This is a genomic window from Armatimonas sp., assembly GCF_031410135.1.
In the GTDB taxonomy this organism is placed as follows: Bacteria; Armatimonadota; Armatimonadia; order Armatimonadales; family Armatimonadaceae; genus Armatimonas.
Map to the genome: position 1 here is coordinate 1 of NZ_JANNYP010000105.1, position 2,759 is coordinate 2,759.

Sequence of the window (2,759 nt, forward strand, 5' to 3'; positions counted from 1 at the left end):
TCCCGCTGGTGCCTGGCTACTCGGACACAGAGCTCAGCGAGAAGTACCCGCTCAAGCACTTTCATGGCTGCCAGCCCGTCGCCCTCTACGATAACGAGCGCGTGCTTCCCAAAGTTCACGCTGTGGAGTTTTTGGGCGAGCCACAGTACGGGGGACGAAAAGGCCCGACACCGCCGCAGGAAGTCTGGGGAAAGCTTGCGCCCTTTGCCACGAGTCGCCTCGCCACGACCGTCACCTGGAGCGATCCACGAGGCTGGTGCCGCTACGCGGGAATCTCCGACTTTCCTCACTATGATGCCTATCGTGTCTGCGCCCCCGCCACGGACTCCTGGCGCAGCTACGAGTGGCCTGGTGGCATCAAGCTCTCCTGGGGGGCACCGCTGGAGACTATCGGAGACATGTGTCGGAGCCTGCGGGAGTGCTACAAGCCCGCCCCCACAGCCTACTGGTCACAAGGCCCGCACGACGACTGGAAGGGCTGGCGGCCCCGTGGTGCACCGACGCCCGAGGAGCTGCGCCTGCAAGCCTACCATGCCCTCGCGAGCCGCATCACCAGCCTCTACTGGTTCAACCTCAAGCCCAGCTCTTGGGTGCTCTTCCCCGACACCTACGCCGAGATGCAGCGCATCGGGCGGGAGATTCGCCTGCTTGAGAAATACTATCTCGAAGGCGCGGCAACGCACTTTGCCGCGACTAAAGACAAGTGGGAGCTCTCCGTGATCGCCGCGCCCGGCGGCGCGGTCTGTTTTGCCTGTGACCTCGCCTACACGCCTGAGGTAGAGAAGAGAGTGTTCGTCTTTGGCACACCCCGCGCCAGCACGTTTACCTTCCCGCTCCCCGACTACCTCAAAAAACCTGCCGAGGTGGTTCGGGTAGATGCGGATGGAGCGACAACGGTGCGCTGGAGAGCCACCAAGACCGGGATTGAGATCAAGGACACCCAGAGCAAAGTGGCGGTCTATGTCACGTCCGCGCAAAAAGGCCTCGCCGAGCGCTTAGAGCGTCGTCGGCAGGAGCTAATCGCAGACGAGGCACGCTTTGATTTTGATCCGGGCTCGCGCACAAGTGACCGAGAAACCCTACGCCAAATCTCGGAAAAGAAGTGACGATTCCTCTCTCAGTTCTCCAGCAGGAGATTCGTGGCTGCCAGAAGTGCGCCGCGGCGGGTTTTATCCCCAGTGCCAATCCGCTGGTGCTAGGCCAGCCCGGTGCCGATATTTTCCTGATCGGTCAGGCACCCTCACGCACGGACAATGAGTCGGGGCGGTTTTATGAAGGCCCGGCGGGGCGCAAGCTGCGCGGCTGGTTTCTGGAGGCAGGCTTTGAGGAGTCGGACTTCGGGACGCGCATCTACGCCGCCGCGATCACCAAGTGCTTCCCCGGGCGCAACCCCGGCAGCTCGAAAGACCGGGTGCCGTCACCCGCCGAGCAAAAACTCTGTCGCACCTGGCTGGATGCCGAACTAGAGCTCGTCCAGCCCAAGGCGCTCGTGCTCTTTGGAGGCCTCGCCATCAAGACGTTTCTCTCCAAAGCGCCCTTAGAGGAACTCATCGGGCAGGTGTTTGAGAAAGACGACGGACGGCTCTACCTGCCCCTCCCCCACTCGTCGGGGGCGAGCACCTGGCTCAACTCCACGCACAACCAAAAACTGCTCGCCGACGCGCTGGTGCAGCTCAGAAAACTTCATGATGCAATCTAAGCGACTGGGTACGAACCTCTCCCCAACCCCTCTCCCGGGCAGTCGTTCCTCCTTGGGAAAGGGGCTAATCCCCCTCGGGCTCCCTCCTTTCCGAGCGAAGAATGAGCGCCCAGGAGAGGAGGGCTGGGGAGGAGAGGTTAGTTTCTACACCATGCAATCTAAATTCTGGCGCGAGCGTGCCGTCACCACCACGAATTACTGTTTGGATCGCTTCTGGGACGAAAAGGCGAGGAAGTTTCGCCCCGCCACTCCCACCGACCCCAAAGTGCTCCCGTGGGAGTTCATATGGGGTAACGGGGTCGCATTCTCGATGCTGGTCGGCGCAGGCGATACTCCCAGAATAGCGGCATTCTTCGATGGCCTCCAGGGCTACTGGGACACCAACGCTCCCATCCCCGGCTACGATGCTTATTTCTCGTCGCCGGGGAACTCCGACAAGTACTACGACGACAACGCGTGGATGGTGCTGACCTTTATCGAAGCCTACGAGAAAACCAGCGAGCGGAAGTATCTGCTACGCGCCGTCGAGGCGCTGCGCTTTGTACTCTCCGGCTGGGACGAGAAACTCGGTGGCGGAATCTACTGGCGCGAGAATCGGGAGACAAAGAACACCTGCTCCAACGGCCCTAGTGCCATGGCGGCGCTTGCAGTCGCGCGGCATCTCAACGCCAACTACTACGTCGGCTGGGCAAAGCGCATTGTCGCCTGGACCAACGCCAAGCTCCAAGACAGCGACGGCCTCTTTCTCGATAACTGTGACCTCAGCGGCAAGCCCGAGCGCACCAAGTGGACTTACAACGCCGCGCTCATGCTCCGCTCCAATCTCGCCCTCTGGAAAGCCACCGGCGAGCGCACCTACCTCACCGAGGCCAACCGAATCGCGCTGGCGTGTGAAAAAGAGTTCGTCGAGCCTAGCACCAAAGCCTTCCGCGACGAGGCCAACTTCTCACACCTCCTAGTCGAGGCGTTTTTAGAGCTACACCGTGAGACCAGCGCCACGTATCTCCACGCTCGCGCAGAAGCCTGCGGAAACTTCGCCTGGAACACGCTCCGCGACCCA

3 protein-coding genes are annotated in these 2,759 nt (G+C 61.5%); all 3 read left to right on the forward strand.

From position 1 onward, the window contains the following. Window positions 1–1,106 (forward strand): hypothetical protein (locus tag RMO15_RS03870; RefSeq protein ID WP_309708035.1); only part of this gene is annotated, 1,106 nt, incomplete at its 5' end. Beyond that, entirely contained in the window at window positions 1,103–1,699 is a 597-nt protein-coding gene (locus RMO15_RS03875) for a uracil-DNA glycosylase family protein (RefSeq protein WP_309708038.1), read from the forward strand. The genes RMO15_RS03870 and RMO15_RS03875, both read left to right, overlap by 4 nt. 151 nt (window positions 1,700–1,850) lie before the next feature. Continuing rightward, on the forward strand, window positions 1,851–2,759 hold a 909-nt coding region (locus RMO15_RS03880), incomplete at its 3' end, for a glycoside hydrolase family 76 protein (RefSeq protein ID WP_309708041.1).